At 69.1% G+C, this 16,766-nt stretch carries 14 protein-coding genes; 9 read left to right on the forward strand and 5 right to left on the reverse strand.

Annotated features, from left to right (window positions below; translation table 11 throughout):
• Positions 1 to 122 precede the first annotated feature (122 nt).
• Positions 123 to 1,793: a fumarate hydratase gene (locus A3CU_RS0140645; protein ID WP_027947059.1), complete on the forward strand. Its 1,671-nt coding sequence runs from the start codon at positions 123 to 125 to the stop codon at positions 1,791 to 1,793.
• Positions 1,794 to 1,886: 93 nt separating this feature from the next.
• On the opposite strand, the gene A3CU_RS55015 is transcribed toward A3CU_RS0140645, so the two are convergent.
• On the reverse strand, positions 1,887 to 2,186 hold the full coding sequence (locus tag A3CU_RS55015; RefSeq protein ID WP_245617549.1) for a hypothetical protein: 300 nt from the start codon (positions 2,184 to 2,186) through the stop codon (positions 1,887 to 1,889).
• A gap of 303 nt (positions 2,187 to 2,489) precedes the next feature.
• Between A3CU_RS55015 and A3CU_RS0140655 the strand changes: the two genes are divergently transcribed.
• Together A3CU_RS0140655 and A3CU_RS49240 are read left to right on the forward strand one after the other, a co-directional pair.
• On the forward strand, positions 2,490 to 3,710 hold the full coding sequence (locus A3CU_RS0140655; protein ID WP_052373039.1) for an APC family permease: 1,221 nt from the start codon (positions 2,490 to 2,492) through the stop codon (positions 3,708 to 3,710).
• Between the two features lie 29 nt (positions 3,711 to 3,739).
• Complete coding sequence (locus A3CU_RS49240; protein WP_156960807.1) at positions 3,740 to 4,255, forward strand: hypothetical protein; 516 nt, start codon at positions 3,740 to 3,742, stop codon at positions 4,253 to 4,255.
• Between the two features lie 70 nt (positions 4,256 to 4,325).
• Here the strand turns inward: A3CU_RS49240 and A3CU_RS0140670 are convergent, their stop codons facing one another.
• Entirely contained in the window at positions 4,326 to 5,429 is a 1,104-nt protein-coding gene (locus tag A3CU_RS0140670; protein WP_027947063.1) for an NAD(P)H-dependent flavin oxidoreductase, read from the reverse strand.
• 15 nt (positions 5,430 to 5,444) lie between these two features.
• On the reverse strand, positions 5,445 to 7,046 hold the full coding sequence (locus A3CU_RS0140675; protein WP_211246637.1) for an acyl-CoA synthetase: 1,602 nt from the start codon (positions 7,044 to 7,046) through the stop codon (positions 5,445 to 5,447).
• A 63-nt stretch (positions 7,047 to 7,109) separates the two neighbouring features.
• Between A3CU_RS0140675 and A3CU_RS0140680 the strand changes: the two genes are divergently transcribed.
• Positions 7,110 to 7,898 (forward strand): crotonase/enoyl-CoA hydratase family protein, encoded by a 789-nt coding sequence (locus A3CU_RS0140680; protein WP_027947065.1) that lies wholly within the window; start codon positions 7,110 to 7,112, stop codon positions 7,896 to 7,898.
• A 122-nt stretch (positions 7,899 to 8,020) separates the two neighbouring features.
• On the opposite strand, the gene A3CU_RS0140685 is transcribed toward A3CU_RS0140680, so the two are convergent.
• Complete coding sequence (locus A3CU_RS0140685; RefSeq protein ID WP_027947066.1) at positions 8,021 to 9,562, reverse strand: acyl-CoA synthetase; 1,542 nt, start codon at positions 9,560 to 9,562, stop codon at positions 8,021 to 8,023.
• 257 nt (positions 9,563 to 9,819) lie between these two features.
• Between A3CU_RS0140685 and A3CU_RS0140690 the strand changes: the two genes are divergently transcribed.
• The 3 genes from A3CU_RS0140690 to A3CU_RS0140700 are packed head-to-tail and all read left to right on the forward strand — an operon-like array spanning position 9,820 to position 13,035.
• The gene (locus A3CU_RS0140690) at positions 9,820 to 10,779 is read left to right on the forward strand and encodes a Zn-ribbon domain-containing OB-fold protein (protein ID WP_027947067.1); all 960 of its coding nucleotides are present in this window, start codon (positions 9,820 to 9,822) and stop codon (positions 10,777 to 10,779) included.
• An 11-nt stretch (positions 10,780 to 10,790) separates the two neighbouring features.
• Positions 10,791 to 11,843: a thiolase domain-containing protein gene (locus A3CU_RS0140695; RefSeq protein WP_027947068.1), complete on the forward strand. Its 1,053-nt coding sequence runs from the start codon at positions 10,791 to 10,793 to the stop codon at positions 11,841 to 11,843.
• A gap of 22 nt (positions 11,844 to 11,865) precedes the next feature.
• On the forward strand, positions 11,866 to 13,035 hold the full coding sequence (locus A3CU_RS0140700; RefSeq protein ID WP_027947069.1) for a thiolase domain-containing protein: 1,170 nt from the start codon (positions 11,866 to 11,868) through the stop codon (positions 13,033 to 13,035).
• A gap of 518 nt (positions 13,036 to 13,553) precedes the next feature.
• Here the strand turns inward: A3CU_RS0140700 and A3CU_RS0140705 are convergent.
• Positions 13,554 to 14,780, reverse strand: a complete 1,227-nt coding sequence (locus A3CU_RS0140705; RefSeq protein WP_027947070.1) for a cytochrome P450 — start codon at positions 14,778 to 14,780, stop codon at positions 13,554 to 13,556.
• A gap of 227 nt (positions 14,781 to 15,007) precedes the next feature.
• On the opposite strand from A3CU_RS0140705, the gene A3CU_RS0140710 reads away from it, so the two are divergent.
• Together A3CU_RS0140710 and A3CU_RS0140715 are read left to right on the forward strand one after the other, a co-directional pair.
• On the forward strand, positions 15,008 to 16,171 hold the full coding sequence (locus A3CU_RS0140710) for a steroid 3-ketoacyl-CoA thiolase (RefSeq protein WP_027947071.1): 1,164 nt from the start codon (positions 15,008 to 15,010) through the stop codon (positions 16,169 to 16,171).
• Between the two features lie 122 nt (positions 16,172 to 16,293).
• Positions 16,294 to 16,713, forward strand: a complete 420-nt coding sequence (locus A3CU_RS0140715; protein ID WP_027947072.1) for a hypothetical protein — start codon at positions 16,294 to 16,296, stop codon at positions 16,711 to 16,713.
• The last annotated feature ends 53 nt before the right edge of the window (positions 16,714 to 16,766 follow it).

Consider the following 16,766-nt stretch of genomic DNA (forward strand, 5'->3'; position numbering starts at 1 on the left):
GGGTCCGTCGGGGTGGGCCCGGCCTTCCGATTTTTTTCACACCTTTTCCCGCCACTCCGCGCTGTCGACGAGCGCGCGCGGGCGGTAACGTCTTGGCACCCGAACGCTCGAAAGGGATCGGAATGACCGCCACGCCGTTCCAGCACACCGACGTGCTGCCGCTCGCCCCCGACCACGACACCGAGTACCGGTTGGTGACCTCCGAAGGGGTGCGCGTCGTCGAGGCGGCGGGGCGCCGGTTTCTCGAAGTCTCACCCGACGCGCTGACCACACTCGCGCGCACGGCGGTCACCGACATCCAGCACCTGCTGCGTTCCTCGCACCTGGCGCAGCTGCGCGCGATCGTCGACGACCCCGAGGCCAGCGGCAACGACCGGTTCGTCGCGATGGACCTGTTGCGCAACGCCGCCATCTCCGCGGGCGGCGTGCTGCCGATGTGCCAGGACACCGGCACCGCCATCGTGATCGGCAAGCGCAGCGAGGGGGTGCTCACCGGCGGTGACGACGAAAAGGCGCTCGCCCACGGGATCTACCAGGCGTATCAGGACCTCAACCTGCGCTACTCGCAGATGGCGCCGGTGAACTTCTGGGAAGAGCGCAACACCGGCACCAACCTGCCGGCGCAGATCGAGCTGTTCCACAGAAACAGCACCGGCGGTCAAGACGATCCAATCTATGAGTTCCTCTTCATGGCCAAGGGGGGCGGCAGCGCGAACAAGACGTTCCTGTACCAGGAGACGAAGGCGGTGCTCACGCCGAAGCGGCTGGCCCGGTTCCTGGACGAGAAGCTGCGCAGCCTCGGCACCGCCGCCTGCCCGCCCTACCACCTGGCCATCGTGGTGGGCGGCATGTCGGCCGAGTACAACCTCAAGGTCGCCAAGCTCGCCTCGGCCCGGTACCTGGACAACCTGCCGCGCGAGGGTTCGGCGCTGGGGCACGGGTTCCGGGACGTGGACCTGGAGCAGCAGGTGCTGGAGATGACCCGCCAGTTCGGTATCGGCGCGCAGTTCGGCGGCAAGTACTTCTGCCACGACGTGCGCGTGATCCGGTTGCCCCGGCACGGCGCGTCCTGCCCGGTCGGCATCGCCGTGTCCTGTTCGGCGGACCGGCAGGCCAAGGCGAAGATCACCGCGGACGGGGTGTTCATCGAACAGTTGGAACGCGACCCGGCCCGGTTCCTGCCGGAGGTCACCGAGGACGAGCTTTCCGACGAGGTGGTCAGCATCGACCTCAACCTCCCGATGGCCGAGATCCGCGAGCGTCTCTCGGCGCTGCCGGTGAAGACGCGGCTATCGCTGACCGGACCGCTGGTGGTGGCGCGGGACATCGCGCACGCGAAGATCGCCGAGCGGCTGGAAGCGGGCGAAGAGATGCCGCAGTACCTGCGCGATCACCCGGTCTATTACGCCGGCCCGGCCAAGACGCCGGAGGGCTACGCGTCGGGCTCCTTCGGCCCGACCACGGCCGGCCGCATGGACTCCTACGTCGCGCAGTTCCAGGCGGCGGGCGGCTCGCTGGTCATGCTGGCCAAGGGAAACCGGTCGAAGCAGGTCACCGAGGCATGCCGGAGGCACGGCGGGTTCTACCTCGGCTCGATCGGCGGCCCCGCGGCCCGGCTGGCCCAGGACTGCATCAAGAAGGTCGAGGTCCTGGAGTATCCGGAGCTGGGGATGGAAGCCGTGTGGAAGATCGAGGTCGAGAACTTCCCGGCTTTCATCGTCGTCGACGACAAGGGCAACGACTTCTTCGCGGCCACGTCGGAGCCGGTGCTGCAGATCAGCTTCCGCAGCTGAGGAGTCTGTTCTGGAACCGGCAGATCCCTGGTCAAGGTGAGTCCTCGAACCCGCCGCCGGAGGTAGTGGGCGGGTTATCAAACAAGCACTGACTCAGTTCGGCCGTTTCTCCATGGTCAGGACCACCTGCCGCGTGCCGAGCGGTTCGGCCAGCTGCGCCTGCACCACCGGGTAGCGGATGATCATCGGGCACATCTGCCCCTTGGCCTGGGGCTGGTTTTCGACCAGAGCGACCGCGACCCGTTGCGCCGTCTGCTCGCGCACCTCCGCGGTGGCCTGGCCGCAGCCGCCTTCCTCCGCCCGGATGTAGAGGGTCTTCCCGTCGCGGGAAACCCAGACCTCGTGCGGAAAATCGGACGGCAGCGCGCCGAAGTCGACCTGACTCGGGAGCACCGGCGCGCGGTCGGTGGGCGGCGTCTGCGATGACGGCCCGCCAGGTGGCGGAGCCGCGGATGGTGGCATCGGCGCCGGCGACGGCGGCCCGCCGGGTGGCGAAACCGGCGGCGACGGCGTTACCGACGACGGCGGCCCGCTGGGTGGTGCACCCACCGGCGGGGTCGGATTGCCGCTCGGACCGCCACCGCAGGCCGCTGCGAGCGTCAGTCCGAACCCGATCAACAGAGATTTCCACCACGTGCCCCTCATACCACCGAAGACGGAACAGCCACGCGGAAGGTTGCACGGTTGAATAGGCGTGTGACGGAACGGCTTGAGCGGCGCCTGGGCACCGGCGACGCGGTAGTGATCGGGCTCGGTTCGATGATCGGGGCCGGGGTGTTCGCGGCGTTCGCACCGGCGGCGCGGGCCGCGGGTGCGGGCCTGCTCATCGGGTTGGCGATCGCGGCGGTCGTGGCCTACTGCAATGCGACCTCGTCGGCGCGCCTGGCCGCCCGGTACCCGTCGTCCGGCGGAACCTACGTCTACGGCCGGGAACGGCTCGGCGACTTCTGGGGGTATCTCGCCGGCTGGGGCTTCGTCGTCGGCAAGACGGCGAGTTGCGCGGCCATGGCCCTGACCGTGGCCGCCTACACCGCACCCGGTCTCGGGCGGGCCGGGCAGTCCGCGATCGCCGCCGCGGCGGTGCTCACGTTGACGGCACTGAACTACTTCGGCGTACAACGCTCGGCGCTGGCCACCCGCGTGATCGTCGCGGTGTCACTGCTAGTGCTGGCCGGCGCGGTCGTCGCGATCGGTGTCGCCGGTGACCCGTCGGCGTCGCGGCTGTCACCGTTTCCCGGGTCGGGCGTGCTGGGCATCCTGCAGGCGGCAGGCCTGCTGTTCTTCGCCTTCGCCGGGTATGCGCGGATCGCGACGCTCGGCGAAGAGGTCCGCGACCCGGAACACGCCATCCCGCGAGCGATCCCGATCGCGCTGGGCATCACGCTCGTGGTGTACGCCGCGGTCGCGATCGCGCTGCTGCTCCAACTCGGCCCGGCCGCGCTCGGTGCCGCCGCGGATCCGGTGGCGCAGGCGGTCCCGTCCGGGCTGTCGCCGGTGGTCCGCGCCGGGGCCGCGCTGGCGGCGCTGGGCTCGCTGCTCGCGCTCGTGCTCGGCGTGTCGCGAACCGCGTTCGCCATGGCCCGCGACGGCCACCTGCCGCGCACGCTCGCCGCGGTGCACCCGCGTCACGGCGTGCCCCACCACGCGGAGATCGCCGTCGGCGTAGTGGTCGCCCTCCTCGTCGCCTTCACCGACCTGCGTGGCGCGATCGGCTTTTCGTCGTTCGCGGTCCTCACTTACTACGCGATCGCCAACGCCAGCGCCTGGACGCTGCGCGCCGGCCGCGCCATCCCGGCCGTCGGGCTGGCCGGCTGTGTCGTGCTCGCCTTCACACTGCCCCTGTCCTCTGTGGTCAGCGGCTGCGCGATGCTGGCCGTCGGCGCACTCGCCTGGGTCGTCAGAACCCGGGCGCGCTAGCACATGGTCAACGACAGCGTTGGCGGCGCTTGGCGGGGCGGGTCGCCGATGTCGTCCCGGTGATCGTCCTTTGTAGACTCGTCGACTTTTCCGACGTTCGGTTCGAGGTGAAGGTGATGGTGCAGACCGGGAAGCAACGGCTGCCGCGAGGAAGACGCGTCCCCGGCCATGGGCCAGTACATCGCAACGACTCTCCCGTGCTCGGGCTGGACGTGGGCGGGGTGATCGCGTGGCTGCACCACCACAAGTTCTTCCACCGCACCGGCATCCCCACCGAGAACCTGCATTTCGTTCGTGACCGTGCCGACAAAGCGCCGGTCTGTGCGCGGCTGCGCATCACGCACTTCGTCGACGACCGCCTCGACATCCTGAGGCGACTGACCACAGTCGGCCACCGTTACCTGTTCGTCGGCGGGCTTGGCGATGAAACAGCCCCGAGCGAGATTCCGCCCTGGGTGACAGTGGCGGAAACGTGGGCGGAGCTCGCTGATGCGATACAGAGCCGCCCGCCCGGCGCCCTGGACAAGCCGCCCCGCGACACCTGAGTGGTGGCCGGCTGGGCCCTGGCCCGGGTGCAGGGATCCAGCCGCGCTTCAACAGCGACCCGGGAAGATCTCAGCGGGTTTTGTCGAGGCGGTCCAGGGTTTCCTGGTAGTCGCGGACCAGGTCGCCGACGATCTCCGCGACCGGGCGGACGCGGTCGATCCGGCCGACGATCTGCCCGGCCGGCATGGACACCAGCGTCGGATCGTTCGCTTCCTGCAGGCGGTCGTGGGCGGGTGCCACCAGCAGGTTCTGCAGCGGCATGGGTAGTGGCTCCGGCGCGTCCGGCGCCGCCCACGCCTCAGTCCACCGGGTTCGCAGGAGGCGCGCGGGTTTGCCGGTGTAGATCCGGGTTCGCACGGTGTCCGAGGATGTCGCCGCGACCAGTGCGGCCTGCATCGCGCCCGAGCCCGGCATGGTCCGCAGGTACTCCTCGGTGGCCAGCCACAGCGAGCCCGTCCACGCCCCGGACGCGCCGAGCGCGAGCGCGGCGGCGATCTGGCGGCCCGAGCCGATCCCGCCGGCGGCGAGCACCGGAACCGAGTCGCCGACCGCGTCCACGATCTCCGGGAGCAGCACCATCGACGCGATTTCGCCGGTGTGCCCGCCGGCCTCATATCCTTGTGCGACAACGAAATCCACCCCGTTGCCGACATGCCGCCGGGCGTGCTCGACCTTTCCGGCGAGCGCGGCCACTCCAACGCCGTGAGCGTGCGCCTGCTCGATCACGTCCACCGGCGGCGAGCCCAACGCGTTGGCGATCAGCTTGATGGGATGCCGGAGCGCGACCTCGACATGCGAGCGCGCGACCGAGTGCAGCCAGCCCAGCACCCCGGCCTGTCCGGCTTCGTCCGCCGGCTCGGGCACCCCCAGTTCGCGCAGCGTCCGGGCCACGAATGCCCGGTGCTCGTCCGGGATGAGTTTGCCGAGGTCCACGCTCGTGCCCTCGGCCGGGATCTTCGCGGGCATCACCACGTCCACGCCGTACGGCCGGCCGCTCGTGTTGGCGTCCATCCAGTCGAGCACACGGTCCAGCTCTGCGGCGTCGTTGAACCGGACACAGCCGAGCACGCCGAGCCCGCCCGCGTTGCTGATCGCCGCCGCCACATGCTCGGACGGGGTGAACCCGATGATCGGATACTCGATACCGAGCGTCTCGCACAGCGCGGTGCGCATCGACTCCTCCTCGAACTACGGTTGGACGGCGGGTTTGTGCTGGGCCGCGTACTTCTGCGCCCACGGATAGTCGGGCTTGCCGCTGGGCAGGCGGCCGACCTCCTCGGCCAGCCAGATGCTGCGGGGCACCTTGTAGCCCGCGAGCTCCCGCCGCACGTGCTCGTCGAGGGCCGCCCAGTCCGGGAGGTGGCCGGGCCGGGACTGGACGATCGCGCCCACTCGCTGGCCGAGCCGCTCGTCCGGAAGGCCGATGACGAGCGCGTCGAACACGTCGGGATGCGACTTCAGCGCGCCCTCGACCTCTTCGGGGAAGACCTTTTCACCGCCGGTGTTGACGCACTGGGACCCGCGGCCGAGCAGGGTCACCGTGCCGTCCTGCTCGTAGCGTGCCCAGTCGCCGGGAATCACGTACCGCGCACCGTCGATCTCGACGAAGATCTGCTTCGTCTTGCCGGGATCCTTGTAGTAGCCCAGGGGAACGTGACCGCGGCGGGCGATGCGGCCGGTCGCGCCGGGCTCCGGAGCCACCGGGCGGTTGTCCTCGTCGACGAGGATCGCGTCGCGGCCGAAGTTGACCCGCGGGCCGGCCGAGTGGTCGGTGTCCTTGGCCACCATGCCCATGCCGGTGAACCCGCTCTCCGACGATCCGATCGCGTCGGTGAGCACGACGTTGGGGAAGGTCTTGAGGTACTCCTGCTTGACGGCCTGGGAGAACAGCGCCGCGTGGCTGGACACCGCGACCAGCGACGACGCGTCGTAGTCTCCCTGGTGGTATGCCTCGATCAGCGGCCGCGCCATCGCGTCGCCCACGATCGTGAGCACCTGGACCCGGTGCTCGACGACCCGCCGCCAGATGTCGACCGCGTCGAACTGCGGCACGAACACCACGGTGCCACCGGCGAACAAGGCGCCGAACGCGGCCCATTGTGCGGCACCGTGGATCAACGGCGCGGCGGGCAGGCGGACGAGGCCGTACTGCTTGGCCTGCTCGGCCATGGCCCACTCGTCGGGCACGTACTCGCCGGTGACGAAGTCGATCCCACCACCGAGCGCGCGCCAGACGTCTTCGTGCCGCCACACGACTCCCTTGGGATAGCCGGTGGTGCCCCCGGTGTAGAGGATGTAGTGGTCGTCGGCGCTGCGTTCGCCGAAGTCCCGATCCGGGGAGCCCTCCGCCAGCGCGGTGGCGTATTCGACACCCTCGAATTCGGCGTCGCTGCCGTCTTCGACGACTACAACGTGTTTCAGTTGTGGGGTCTCCCGGCGCACCGCGGCGACCCGGTCCGCGTATTGCCGCTCGTGCACGAGCGCGACCAGGTCGGCATTGTCGAACAGATATTTCAGCTCGCCGTGCACGTACCGGTAATTGATGTTCACCGCGACGGCGCGGAGCTTGTAGGCCGCGAACATCGCCTCGATCATCTCGATGGAGTTTCGCGAATACACGCCGATGTGATCACCCTTGCCCACGCCGTGCGCAGCGAGATGGTGGGCGAGCCGGTTGGCGTGTTCGTCCAGTTGTGCGTAAGTGACCTGCCGGTCACCGCAGATGACCGCGGTGCGATCCGGCACGGCGTCGACGGCGTGCTCGAGTAGATCCGCGATGTTATAAGCCACCCAGCCAAAGTAGAACATGTTATCGTTCTGGGCAATATCCGGCTGGTCTGGGAGGACGCGGACATGGCGGAACCGCACGCTCTGGTAGAACAACGCGGCCACACGCTGGTGGTGACGATGAACCGGCCACAGGCGCGCAATGCGATCACCGGCGAGATGATGTCGATCCTGGTCGAGGCCTGGAACCGGGTGGACAACGACCCGGAGATCCGCAGTTGCGTGCTCACCGGCGCGGGCGGCGCGTTCTGCGCCGGGGCGGACCTCAAATCGATGGCGCGCAACTCCCCCGGCGACTCCTACGAGCGCGGCGCGTTCGACCCCACCCGCATCGAGGGCCTGCTGAAGGGGCGCCGCCTGACCAAGCCGCTGATCGCCGCGGTGGAAGGGCCGGCGATCGCGGGGGGCACCGAGATCCTGCAGGCCACCGACATCCGGATCGCCGGGCAGGGCGCGAAGTTCGGCGTCTCCGAGGCACGCTGGGGACTGTTCCCGATGGGCGGCTCGGCGGTCCGGCTGCCGCGCCAGATCCCGTACACGGTGGCCGCCGAACTCCTGCTGACCGGCCGCCACCTGACCGCCGGCCAGGCGAAGGAGATCGGTCTCATCGGCCGCGTCGTGCCCGACGGCACCGCGCTGGAGAGCGCCCTCGAAGTCGCCGAACGCATCGCCGCCAACGGCCCTCTTGCGGTGCAAGCCATCCTGCGCACCATGCGCGACACCGAGGGGCTGCACGAGGAAGAGGCGTTCAAGCTCGAAGCCCAGTACGGGATCAAGGTTTTCCAGTCCGAGGACGCCAAGGAAGGCCCGCGCGCCTTCGCCGAGAAACGCGAACCCGACTTCAAGGGCCGCTGATCACGAGCAGCTCACCGGCCGCGGTGAGCTGCTCGTCGTGGCCAGGCCCCGCAGGTGGAGCATCGCGGCATGTTGCCGGAGCAGTTGTGGGCAAGCTTGCGGGCGGAACGGCCCTCGGCTGCTCAGATCGCGCGTTCGCGGCCCTTCCAGTACGGGTCACGCAGCTTGCGCTTGTACAGCTTGCCGTTCGGGTCGCGCGGCAGCTCGTCGAGGTAGTCGATGCTCCGGGGAAGCTTGAACTTCGCCAGCTTTTCCCGGGCATAGCCGAGCAGTTCCCGAGTCAGCTCGTCCCCGGGCACCACGCCGTCGGCAGGCTGGACGACGGCCTTGATCTCCTCGCCCCAGTCGTCGTGGGGCACGCCGAAGACCGCGACGTCGGCCACCTTGGGGTGCATCACCAGCTCGTTCTCGATCTCCGCCGGGTAGATGTTCACCCCACCGGAGATGATCATGTCGTTCTTCCGGTCGTGCAGGAACAGGTAGCCGTCCTCGTCCAGGTGCCCGATGTCGCCCATAGTGAACAGGTCCCCGACCCTGGCTCGCTCGGTCTTGGCCTTGTCCCGGTGATATTCGAACTTCGAGTCGCCCATCTTCAGGTAGACGACGCCGGGCTGCCCCGGCGGGAGCTCGCGCCCGTCCTCGTCGAGGATCTTGATGACCGACCCGGGCCAGGCGCGCCCGACCGAACCGGGCTTGCGCAGCCATTCCTCGCCGCTGATCACCGTCCCGCCGCCCTCCGTGGCCGCGTAGTAGTCGGTGACCACCGGGCCCCACCAGTCGAGCATGCGCCGCTTCACCTCGGGTGGGCACGGCGCGGCGCCGTGGATCATGTTGCGCAGCGAGGAAACGTCGTAGGAGTTGCGCACCTCCTCGGGCAACGCGAGGAGGCGGCGGAACTGCGTCGGCACCATGTGACTGTGGGTGACCCGATGCCGTTCGATCAGCCGGAGCATCTCCTCCGGGTCCCACCGGTCCATCAGCACGACGGGATGGCCGAGCTGGATCGAGATCACCGCGAAGTTCAGCACCGCGGTGTGGTAGAGCGGCGAACCGCACAGGTGCACGTGATCGTCGAACGCCTTGAGCCCGAAAATCCCGAAGAACCCGGTGGACGCGGCCGGGACCTCGTCGGGGTCGGCGCCGGTCAGCGGCCGGCGGACGCCCTTCGGCCGGCCCGTGGTACCCGAGGTGTAGAGCATCGGAGAGCCGGCGGTGCGCCGCTTGGGGCGCCCGTGGCCGCCCGCGCCCAGTTCGGCCACGGGACGGAAGCCCTCGACGTGGCCGGCCGCGAACCGCGCGCTCGGCGGGAGCCCGGCCTCGTCCGCGGCGGCGATCGCGACGTCCGCGAACCGCTCGTGCGCCAGAAACGCCTTGGCGCCGCTGTCGGAAAGGATGTGGGCGACCTCGGGTCCGACCAGATGCCAGTTGACCATCACGACGTAGAGACCGGACTGGATCGCCGCGAAGAAGGCGGCGAGCAGCTCGGCACCGTTGGGCTGCAGGACCACCACCGCGTCCCCAACCTCAAGCCCCAGCTCCTGCAGGCCGCGGGCGTAGGCATCGGCCTTGTCCGCGAGCTGCCGGTAGGCGACCTCGGTCCCGTCCGGGTCGATCACGGCCGTGCGTCCCGGCTGTTCCGCGGCGATGTTCCAGAACCCCGTCATGCGTGCCTCTCCGCGAGTTTGCGCGCGACCGCAATCGTGTCGACGGGGCGCTCCATCTTGGATCGAGTCGCGTCCTCGATCCGGGCGCCCCGCCGCCTCGATGGCGGGCCTTCGGGGCGCGCGTGCTGGTCACCTTGCTTGCCGCGACCTGACAGAGGGCTGTTCATGGCTACGAATCTAGAACGAGTTCCACCAAGCATCAAGCCGCTTCGGTGCGCACCTTGCCGACTTTTCGAGAACATGTTTCACTCTCTGTCGTGCGTACCCCGCTGTCGGCACCACTGGAGATCTCCTTCGACTACACGCGCTCGCTCGGGCCGGTGCTCGGGCGGTTCGTCACCGGCCTGCGAGATCGCCGGATCGAGGGCGTGCGCGGCTCCGACGGCCGCGTGCACGTACCGCCGGTCGAGTACGACCCGGTCACCGCCCAGCCACTCGGCGAGTTCGTGCCGGTGGGCGAGGAAGGCACCGTGCTGTCGTGGTCCTGGACCGCCGGCCCGCTGGAGGGACAACCACTGGCGCATCCCTTTGCCTGGGCGCTGATCCAGTTGGACGGCGCCGACACCGCCATGCTGCACGCCGTCGACGTGAGCAGCCCGGAGGAGATCCACACCGGCATGCGAGTCCGGGTCCGGTGGGCCGACGAGCGGGTCGGGCACATCCGCGACATCGCCTGCTTCGTCCCCGCGGACGCCCCCGGCGAGCCGTCCGAGGAGACGGCCGGCAACGAAGGTGGCGCAGTGTCCATAATGGTCACTCCGGTACGGCTGAGCTACCAGCATTCCGTCTCGCCAGAGGAAAGCCGGTTCCTGCGTGGCCTCGCCGACGGGCGGCTGATCGGCCAGCGGTGCCCCGCCTGCCGCAAGGTCTACGTGCCACCGCGCGGTGCCTGCCCCACCGACGGGGTGCCCACCGAGGAAGAAGTCGAGCTCCCCGACACCGGGATCGTCACCACGTTCTGCATCGTCAACGTGCCGTTCCTCGGACAGCGCATCAAGCCGCCTTACGTCGCCGCCTACATCCTGCTCGACGGCGCCGATATCGCCTTCCTGCACCTGGTGCTCGGCTGCGACGCCTCGGAAGTCCGGATGGGCATGCGCGTGCGCGCCGCCTGGAAACCGCGCGAAGAGTGGTGGACCAGCCTGGAGAACATCGACCACTTCGAGCCGACCGGCGAGCCGGACGCGCCGTACGAATCCTTCGCCCACCACCTGTGAGAGGGAACGAGATGCACGACGTGGCCGTGGTCGGGTTCGCGCAGGCCCCGAACGTCCGTCGCACCACCGGCACCACCAACGGGGTGGAAATGCTGGTGCCGATCTTCGCCGAGGCGTTCACCCGAACCGGACTGTCCAAAGCAGACATCGGGTTCTGGTGTTCGGGCTCGTCGGATTACCTGGCCGGGCGGGCGTTCTCGTTCATCTCCGCGATCGACGCGATCGGCGCGTTCCCACCGATCAACGAGTCGCATGTGGAAATGGACGCGGCGTGGGCGCTCTACGAGGCGTGGCTGAAGATCCGCACCGGCGAGGTGGACACAGCGCTGGTGTACGGGTTCGGCAAGTCCTCGGCCGGCCAGCTCAAGCGCGTGCTCGCCCTGCAGCTCGACCCCTACACCGTCGCTCCACTGTGGCCGGATTCGATCAGCATCGCCGGACTGCAGGCGCGGCTGGGGCTGGACGCCGGTCTGTGGAGCGAGAAGGACCTGGCCGAGGTGGCCGCGCGCAGCCGCGCGGACGCCGTGTCCAACCCGTACGCCCAGATCTCGGGCACGGCCGGCGTGACGGAACTGCTCGACGCTCCCTATGTCGCGAATCCCTTGCGAGCACACGACATCGCGCCGGTTACCGACGGCGCCGCGGTGATGATCCTGGCCGCCGCGGACCGGGCGAAGGACATCGTCGACCGGCCGGCCGTGATCACCGCGCTGGAGCACCGTGTCGACTCCCCCGTTCTCGGCGCCCGCGACCTCACCCGCTCGCCCTCCACCGAGGCCGCCGCGAAGGCGGCTGGAATCGACGGAGTCGAGGTGGCCGAACTGCACGCCCCGTTCACCCACCAGGAACTGATCCTGCGCACCGCGCTGGGCCTCGACGAGCGGGTGCGCATCAACCCGTCCGGCGGGGCCCTGACCGGGAACCCGATGTTCGCCGCGGGCCTGGCGCGGATCGGCGAAGCGGCGCAGCAGATCTTCACCGGAAAAGCGCAGAAGGTGCTCGCCCACGCCACCAGTGGGCCCGCGCTGCAGCAGAACCTCGTCGCCGTCCTTACCGCCGGATGACCGCTTTATTGGAGGACCACTGATGGCCAAGCGACCGGCCGCGGTGCTCGGCACCGGGCAGACCCATCATCGCGCGAAGCGCACGGACGTGTCGATGCCGGGCCTGGTCCGCGAAGCCATCGACCGCGCACTCGCCGATGCGCAGGTGGACTGGCCGGACATCGACGCGGTCGTGCTCGGAAAGGCGCCCGACCTGTTCGAGGGCGTGATGATGCCCGAACTGTTCCTCGCCGACGCGATCGGCGCGACCGGCAAGCCGATGCTGCGCGTGCACACCGCGGGCTCGGTCGGTGGTTCCACCGCGCTGGTGGCCACGAGCCTGGTGCAGGCGGGGGTGCACCGCCGGGTGCTGACCGTCGCCTTCGAGAAACAGTCCGAGTCGAACGCGATGTGGGGGCTCTCGATCATGCCGCCGTTCCAGATGCCGGTGGGCGCCGGCGCGGGCGGCTATTTCGCGCCGCACGTTCGCTCCTACATCCGGCGTTCCGGTGCGCCGGAGCACATCGGCGCTGTGGTCGCTGCCAAGGACCGCCGCAACGGCGCGCTGAACCCGTTTGCGCACCTGCGACAGGGCGACATCACGGTGGAGTCGGTGCAGGCGTCGCAGATGCTGTGGGACCCGATCCGCTACGACGAGACCTGCCCGTCCTCGGACGGCGCCTGCGCGATGGTGATCGGCGACGAGGCCGCCGGAGACGCGGTACCCGGCGGCGCGGCATGGGTCCACGCCACCGCCATGCGCACCGAACCGACCACGTTCGCCGGCCGCGACCAGGTCAGCCCCCAGGCCGGGCGGGACGCTGCCACCGCGTTGTGGCGGGAGGCCGGAATCACCGATCCGTTGTCCGAAGTGGACACCGCAGAGATTTACGTGCCGTTCTCCTGGTTCGAGCCGATGTGGCTGGAGAACCTCGGCTTCATGCCGGAGGGCGAGGGCTGGCGGCTGACCGAGGCAGGCGAGACGGCACTCGGCGGACGCCTGCCGGTGAACCCGTCCGGCGGCGTGCTGTCTTCCAACCCGATCGGCGCGTCCGGCATGCTGCGTTTTTCCGAGGCCGCGAAGCAGGTGATGGGCCGGGCCGGCGACTACCAGGTGGACGGCGCCCGGACCGCGCTCGGTCACGCCTACGGCGGTGGCTCCCAGTACTTCGCCATGTGGGTCGTGGGCTCCGCCAAGCCCGGCCAGAACTAGTTTTCACGACCGTTGCCGGGGGAAGCAACGGCGGTTTCCGGCAAGCCGCCCCGCTCGTCGGTAAGCAACAGCGATCGTCGGCAAGCCGCGGCGATCGTCGGCAAGCCGCGGCGATCGTCGGCAAGCCGCGGCGGTTGTCGGCAAGCAACGGCAGTTTGGGAAGCTGCGGGGCTATCGCGGAACCCGTAGCGGTTATTGGAGAAGCCGCAGTGGTTGCCGGCAAGCTGAGGCGGTTTCCGAGAAGCCGACGTCGCGAAGGCACAACTCGCCTCACTGAACCCGGAACTCGCCCGCCCGAACCCGGAACTCGCCCGCCCGAACCCCGAACTCGCGCGCCCTAATCGGGAACTCACGCGCCCTAATCGGGGACACGCCGTAGACCTGGCGTGTCCCCGATTCAGGAGGGTGTGTGCCCGGTTCAGGAGCGTGTGTGCCCGGTTCAGGAGGGTGTGTTCCCGGGTGGGGAGGGTGTGTGCCCGGGTGGGGAACGGGTGGGGAGGGTGTGTTTCCGGGTGGGGTTATTCGTAGGCGACGGGGTAGTGCTTGATGCCGTTGAGCCAACTGGAGCGCAACCGGTCGGGCCGGTCGAGTTCGCGGATGTTCGGCATCTCGTCGGCGATCGCGTTGAAGATCAGGTCTATCTCCAGCCGGGCCAGGTTCGCGCCGATGCAGTAGTGCGCGCCGGTGCCGCCGAAGCCGACGTGCGGGTTGTCTTCGCGCAGGATGTCGAACCGCTCCGGCTGGTCGAACACCTCCGGGTCGAAGTTGGCCGAACTGTAGAACAGCCCCACCCGGTCACCCTTGCGGATCCGCTGCCCGCCCAGTTCCGTGTCGGCGGTCGCGGTGCGCTGGAAGGCGACCACCGGGGTCGCCCACCGGACGATCTCGTCCGGCGCGGTCTTCGGTCGCCGCTGCTTGTAGAGCTCCCACTGCTCGGGATGATCGAGGAGCGCCTTCATGCCGTGGGTGATCGCGTTGCGCGTGGTCTCGTTGCCGGCCACGGAAAGCAGGATGACGAAGAAGCCGAACTCCTCCGAGCTCAACGCCTCCCCGTCCACGTCCGCCTGGATCAGCTTGGTCACGATGTCGTTCATCGGGCACTTGCGGCGTTCCTCGGCCAACTGCCACGCGTAGCCGACCAACTCGGCCGACGCGGCTATCGGCTCGACGTCGTATTCGGGGTCGTCGTAGCCGACCATCTGGTTCGACCACGCGAAGATCTTGCCGCGATCTTCCTGCGGGATCCCGATCAGCTCGGCGATCGCCTGCAGCGGCAGCTCGCAGGCCACATCCTCGACGAAGTCGCCCGAGCCCTTCTTCCTGGCCTCGTGGACGATCCGCGCGGCGCGCTCGCGCAGCGTGTCTTCGAGCTTGTTGACCGCTCGCGGGGTGAACCCCTTGGACACGATGCGGCGAAGCTTGGTGTGCTGGGGCGCGTCCATATTGAGCAGGACCAGCCGGTTGGCCTCCATGCCCTCGTCGGTCAAGTTCTCGTCGAACCGGATGATCGCGAGCTTTTCCTGGGAGGAGAACAGGGTGCTGTCGCGCGAGACGGTCTTGACGTCCTCGTGGCGGGTCACCACCCAGAAGCCTTCGTCGCGGAAACCCGCTGTGTTGTACGGCTGGGCGTTCCACCAGACCGGAGCGGTCCGGCGTAGCTCCGCCCACTCCTGGATGGGCAGCCTGCTCGCGTACAGATCCGGGTCGGTGAAGTCGAAGCCGGCGGGGATCATCGGTGTCGCCACGGCTACCTCCAGGGGTCTCGCGATGTCGTGGAACACGTTCTAGAGGCGATTGAAGCATACGGCGTTAACCAAGTGAAGAGTTTTAGTGATACCTGTTTACTTTCTCGATTATGCCTAGCTATCATGGGTTCCTTGGACAAGATCGAAACATGGCCTGACCTGCATGCCACTTGTCAATCATTGCAACGCGTTCTATTTTTGGACGAAGGCGGACGAAGGAGGCGCTAGTGGGCGAAGCGGTCATCGTCGAGGCGGTCCGAACCCCGATCGGGAAGCGGCGCGGCTGGCTGTCCGCCGTGCATGCCGCGGAATTGCTGGGCGCCGCGCAGCGGGCCGTCGTCGAACGCGCCGGACTGGACCCCGCGCTCATCGAGCAGGTGATCGGTGGCAGCGTGACCCAGGCCGGCGAGCAGGCCGGCAACGTGACCCGCACGGCATGGCTGCACGCGGGGCTCGGCGAAGCCACCGGAGCCACCACCATCGACGCGCAGTGCGGGTCTGCGCAGCAGGCCACGCACCTGATCGCCGGGCTCATCGCGGCCGGCGCGATCGAGATCGGCGTCGCCTGCGGCGTGGAGGTGATGAGCCGGGTGCCGCTGGGCGCGAACCGCGGGACCGGCGCCGGTGAGCGCAAGCCCGCGTCCTGGTCGATCGACATGCCGGACCAGTACGGCGCCGCGGAACGGATTGCCGTGCGACGCGGGCTGAACCGCGAAGACGTCGACCGCTTCGGCGTCGAGTCGCAAGCCAAGGCCGCGACCGCCTGGGCGGAAGGCCGCTTCGAGCGCGAGATCGTGCCGGTCAAGGCGCCGGTGCTCGACGAGCACGGCACGCCCACCGGGGAGACCCGGCTGGTGGGCCGCGACCAGGGCCTGCGGGAGACTTCCCTGGCCGGCCTGGCAAAGCTCAAGCCGGTGCTCGACGGTGGCCTGCACACCGCCGGAACTTCCTCACAGATCTCCGACGGCGCCTCCGCCGTGCTGCTGATGGACGCCGCGCGGGCGCGCGAACTCGGCCTGCGCCCACGTGCCCGCATCCGCGCGCAGGCGCTCGTCGGCGCCGAACCCTATTACCACCTGGACGGCCCGGTTCAGGCCACCGAACGGGTGCTGCGACTGGCCGGGATGACGATCGGAGACCCGGATCTGTTCGAGGTGAACGAGGCGTTCGCGAGCGTCGTGCTGTCCTGGCAGCAGGTGCACCGGCCCGATCCGGACAAGGTGAACGTCAACGGCGGCGCGATCGCGCTCGGGCACCCGGTCGGCAGCACCGGAACGCGCCTGATCACCACCGCCCTCCATGAGCTGGAGCGGCGCGACGGGGCCACCGCGCTGATCACCATGTGCGCCGGCGGAGCCATGTCCACGGCGACGATCCTCGAGCGCGTGTAGGCACGGTCTTCGGTCAGCCGATCGGTGGATGTGCTCCGCCGTCCGGCTGGCCGGCGGGCTCAGCCGCCGGACTCGCCCGCTGGCCGATGTGAGACAGGGCCTCATTCCGCGACGCTGGCCCCATGAAAACAGCCGAAGAACGCCTGAGCAGTCCACGCACCCGCACCGCGTTACGCGGGGTGAAGATCCTCGTCGCCGGCTACCTCACCATCAGCGTGCTCACACTGGTGGCCGTCGTTTTCTTGCGCGGCAACCCCGCGGTGGTGAACGACGCCGTATGGATCCGCGGAACGATCGTCGTCGCCAGCGCGGCGCTGATGTTCTCCTTCGCCGTCCGGGCCGCACGCGGCTCCCGTGGCGCCTACCGGAGGTTGCGGATCGTCGCGGCGATCATGGTGGTGGCCATCGCGGTCATCATCGCGGTGCCGGGCCCTTTCCCGCTGTGGATGAAGATCGAACAGGGCGGGTGCGGACTGCTCTTGCTCGGCGCCCTGGCGGCCGCCAACCGCGGGCACCTGCGATCGGCGTTCGCCACGAAGTGAACATGGCGCCGTCCGGGCCGGCCGCGGCTAGATTGTTCCCGGGAGAGCCGGAA

This window comes from Amycolatopsis taiwanensis DSM 45107 (assembly GCF_000519205.1).
In the GTDB taxonomy this organism is placed as follows: Bacteria; Actinomycetota; Actinomycetes; order Mycobacteriales; family Pseudonocardiaceae; genus Amycolatopsis_E; species Amycolatopsis_E taiwanensis.

Bases quoted from the DNA above. Each gene is read 5' to 3' on its own strand.
- A3CU_RS0140645 (WP_027947059.1), top strand. From the start codon at position 123: ATGACCGCCACGCCGTTCCAGCACACCGACGTGCTGCCGCTCGCCCCC.
- A3CU_RS0140670 (WP_027947063.1), bottom strand. From the start codon at position 5,429: ATGCGCACCGCGCTGTGCGAGACGCTCGGTATCGAGTATCCGATCATC.
- A3CU_RS0140680 (WP_027947065.1), top strand. From the start codon at position 7,110: ATGGCGGAACCGCACGCTCTGGTAGAACAACGCGGCCACACGCTGGTG.
- A3CU_RS0140685 (WP_027947066.1), bottom strand. From the start codon at position 9,562: ATGACGGGGTTCTGGAACATCGCCGCGGAACAGCCGGGACGCACGGCC.
- A3CU_RS0140695 (WP_027947068.1), top strand. From the start codon at position 10,791: ATGCACGACGTGGCCGTGGTCGGGTTCGCGCAGGCCCCGAACGTCCGT.
- A3CU_RS0140700 (WP_027947069.1), top strand. From the start codon at position 11,866: ATGGCCAAGCGACCGGCCGCGGTGCTCGGCACCGGGCAGACCCATCAT.
- A3CU_RS0140715 (WP_027947072.1), top strand. From the start codon at position 16,294: ATGAAAACAGCCGAAGAACGCCTGAGCAGTCCACGCACCCGCACCGCG.